The 3,679-nt window shown below is 36.7% G+C and carries 3 protein-coding genes and 2 pseudogenes; 2 read left to right on the top strand and 3 right to left on the bottom strand.

What is annotated here, in order from left to right:
* Nucleotides 1–12: 12 nt before the first annotated feature.
* Nucleotides 13–837 (bottom strand): annotated as a pseudogene (locus tag OZD67_RS06345) (IS5 family transposase).
* Between the two features lie 33 nt (nt 838–870).
* On the opposite strand from OZD67_RS06345, the pseudogene OZD67_RS06350 reads away from it, so the two are divergent.
* A pseudogene (locus tag OZD67_RS06350) lies at nt 871–1,029 on the top strand (IS3 family transposase); the annotation flags it as partial.
* A gap of 181 nt (nt 1,030–1,210) precedes the next feature.
* On the opposite strand, the gene OZD67_RS05755 reads toward OZD67_RS06350, so the two are convergent.
* Complete coding sequence (locus OZD67_RS05755; protein ID WP_182184038.1) at nt 1,211–1,966, bottom strand: SDR family oxidoreductase; 756 nt, start codon at nt 1,964–1,966, stop codon at nt 1,211–1,213.
* Entirely contained in the window at nt 1,953–2,768 is an 816-nt protein-coding gene (locus OZD67_RS05760) for a YihY/virulence factor BrkB family protein (protein ID WP_182184036.1), read from the bottom strand. Before OZD67_RS05760 ends, OZD67_RS05755 begins: the two co-directional genes overlap by 14 nt.
* 135 nt (nt 2,769–2,903) lie before the next feature.
* Between OZD67_RS05760 and OZD67_RS05765 the strand changes: the two genes are divergently transcribed.
* Nucleotides 2,904–3,233, top strand: a complete 330-nt coding sequence (locus OZD67_RS05765) for a TrbC/VirB2 family protein (RefSeq protein ID WP_182184034.1) — start codon at nt 2,904–2,906, stop codon at nt 3,231–3,233.
* Nucleotides 3,234–3,679 lie beyond the last annotated feature (446 nt).

Genomic DNA, 3,679 nt, shown 5'->3' on the forward strand with positions numbered 1-3,679 from the left:
AATAGACTTCTTTCAAAATTCATGTGAGAGCTCAAAATTGTGAATGGCAGCAATCAAATTAAATCTTAAACCAAAACGTTTTCGTCTATTTCTATACCTGTCCGAGATGATTTTAAACCTTTTCAATAAGCCAATTAAGTTTTCAACCATTACCCTTTGGCTAGAAAGAGCTCTGTTCTCTCTTTTTTGTTCTTTGCTCAACGGATTCTTTTTCGTTTTTCTGTGTGGTAATTCAACATTTTTATCTATCCTTTGCATTCCTCTGTAGCCAGCATCAGCTAAGATTTTAGTTCCCGGCAGCCTTTGATTCTTTAAATATCCGAAAATCGTGCTTCCTACCATTTGAAAAAGATGTACAAATGACCTTTTTACTCTTCTTCTCTGTTACTATTTGTGTTTTTATAGTATGCCTTTTTTTCTTTCCAGAGTAAAAGCGTTTTTGCTTTTTTTTGGCTTCTCTACTGGGGTTTCAGTTCCACCTATTACCAAAACTTCGTATTTTACACTACTATTTAATAGATCTTTTTTCCCAGGTAATGCAAAATCTGGATGTTTTATTAATGTGTCCTCTACCCACTTTACTATTTTAAAACAGTTACTTTCACTCATGCCATAACTTTGTCCTATATGAAAATATGTGCGATATTCTCTTATGTATTCCAGTGTCATAAGTAGCCTGTCTTCTACGCAAAGCTTACTTTTTCTCCCGCTTCTAGCTTTTTTTCTTCTGTCTTCCTCATCCAGAATTTCTACCATTCTCTCGAATGTTGCTTTTTTTACACCTGTTAAACGTCGAAATTTTTCTCCTTCTAACTCCTTTATTTCTTTATATTTCACCTTTCAAATATTTCATCTTACACTCCTTCTCTCAATTTTGAAAGAAGTCTACTTATTGATACCTCGCAACACTCTGCTCAACAAACTAGAACTGCCATATTTGAATACATAGAAATCTTTTATAACAAACAACATAGACATTCTACTATTAACTATTGCATTCCCGAACAATTTGATGCATCATTTTCATGACAAAAAAGTCTTAACTTTCTCTCTACTTTTTCTGGGTAAGGTCAGCTAACACGTAGCGGGATGATGAGGCTTACCTTATCGGATTGTTTCAACACGTCATACCGCGATTCATTCGCGGTATCTCATCCGCTAACACGTAGCGGGATGATGGTTTCTCAAATCGTCGTTAGCTATATGTAATTTATTCGGGAGATTTGCTAAGCGGTAAGATTTCTCCTGATACGCTGCAATCGTTAGAAGCGAGCTCCACAAATTTGTCTGTTAGTTTATCAGGTGACACCAATTCAGATCCAGGAAATGCCTGCTCACTACCTACAGGTCCTTTCGTGTATACAGCGTTTACACATAATTTTGTATGTTTTGTCTCAGATGCATATATCTGCACCATTATTTCTAGTGCAACTTTACTTGCAGCATACGGCATCCAATATGGATAAGAGGAAGGAGAAAGTGTCACCTCTGAGGTCATGAATATCACTCTTCCAGCATTAGACTTCTTTAGCATTGGATCTAAGTTTTTTAGTAAGTACCAATTGGCAGTAAAATTTGTATTCATTACATTCTGTAGCTCTTCAATCTCACAGTCGTGAATGGGGTTCAGTTTGCCTGAAATTCCAGTACACGCAACTAATATATCAAGTGCTCCAGATTCTGATAATTTCAGGCTTTCTATCATGTTTGTCAGTATCTTTACATTCTCAAAGTCTAAAAGATCAAGCTGAATTAGTTTCACAGAGCCTTCTTTAAATTCTTCAAGCTCTTCAATTTCATTATATAGTGGCTTGAGATTATCAAGAGATCTTGAAATCAGAATTACACATGCACCTTCTTTTACAAATCTTTTTGCAACAGCAGAGCCTATTTCACCTGAAGCTCCGGTGATTAAAGCTACTTTACCTTCTAACTTACTCATTTCTTTCTCCTTAGCGAGATTCATTGAAATATTTTAGCTGAAAATTAAATTTTGCTCCATATATAAAAATCAAACTTAGCATATAAAAAAATAGTAATGACACTACCATACCACCTAAACTTCCATATATCAAATTCAGTTGATCAAAGGAAGCTTTTAAGTATTGCTTGAAAGCTGAAGCAGAAATTGTCAAAAGAATAACAGCCACACAAGATCCAGGAAAGACGTCTGATAAATTTTGTTTTATGTTTGGCAACATAAAATATAGCCAAGAGACTACTGTGAAAAGTACAAATTCAATGAGGAGATATTTAGTATAACTAATCCCCTGATAGGAAAAATCAATTAGCATTGGCACTAATGTAGAGAACACTATAGTTAGAGTTATAATAAGCGTGATCACTAAAAATTGTAGTATACTGAGCAACCTTCTTAATATATAAGGTGGCGAAACCGGAACTTTATAAGCTTTGTTCAATATTGTTCTTAGCCCTTCAATTGTTGACGAGGCAGTCCAAACAGCGCCTACAATTGCTAAAGTTAGTAAGCTTTGCGGCGGGCCTGATATTATCTCCCTAATGCGTGGCATCAAAGATGCTAAGATATCCTGTGGCATGTTATCAACAATAAATGCCCAGCCGACGTTATATTGGTCTAAGAAATTTGCGAATGTTGACGCCACAGCCATTAAAACGATGAGAAAAGGAAATATTGATAACAGAATTAAAAATGATAAATACCCCGCGTGCTCCACTCCATCATTATAAATTGTGTCAATCAAAGCACGATAAAGGCAATAAACGATGCTGTAAAATTTCTGTAGCACTGCAATATAAACGAACCAAGAAAAGTATTCTAAATGAAATAAAGGATACTTTTAAGCAAAAAATCCTCACCATTTACTTAAATTTAATCAAAGTGAAGGATAATCCAGCATTAAATAGAAATTATCGGAGGCATAATGAAAAATTTTCTTCTACTTGTAGCTTTAATTCTCTCCTTTGCGTTTGATGCAGGTGCTCCTCCTGCTTCTACTTTTGTTGATAAAAATGATACAACATCATCAGTAATATGCAAGATAATAGGCTATACTCATGGCATAGGTGGCCCGATGATCACAATAGTGATAATTGGTGCAGCGTTGCTTGCAATATTCAGCAGAATGCCGTGGCCAGCGCTTTTTGCACTTGGTGCATTTACTGCTGTGTTTTTTGGCGCTCCTGTAGTCGTTTCAAAAATAACACCAGGAGGTGTGATTTGTAAAGACGGTGCAGTAGCGGATAATCCATAGAAATTATAGGAGGCGTAAACGTAGTTTTCTTTACTTGAAAGTGGTAAGCTTTACCACTTTCCGTTTCTATGATTACCTAATAAATTCTCTTTCTGTAATCACATCAGTTAAAGGCTGAATTCCAGCGTCACGCGCTGGAATGACAAGTTCGCGGCGGCATCCTCGTCATCCCGCCACGGTATCTCTAGATCCCGCTAACAAGTAGCGGGATGACGAATTGCTTAACCTTCATCCCGCCACGAACCGTCATGCCACCGCGAACCGTCATACCGCGATTCATTCGCGGTATCTCATCCGCTAACAAGAGATCCCGCTGCGGGATGACGGTTGTCGTTTAGCTATAAATATTTAAGAAATTTACCAAATGAAAAAAAAGGCAAAAGAAACCCCGTGTTAGCTAGTTGTCACTCTCTAATCCTGCAAATTGGCGTACTATACTGTCTTAA

The sequence above is a fragment of the Wolbachia endosymbiont of Drosophila nikananu genome, assembly GCF_028981865.1.
GTDB lineage: Bacteria > Pseudomonadota > Alphaproteobacteria > Rickettsiales > Anaplasmataceae > Wolbachia > Wolbachia pipientis_B.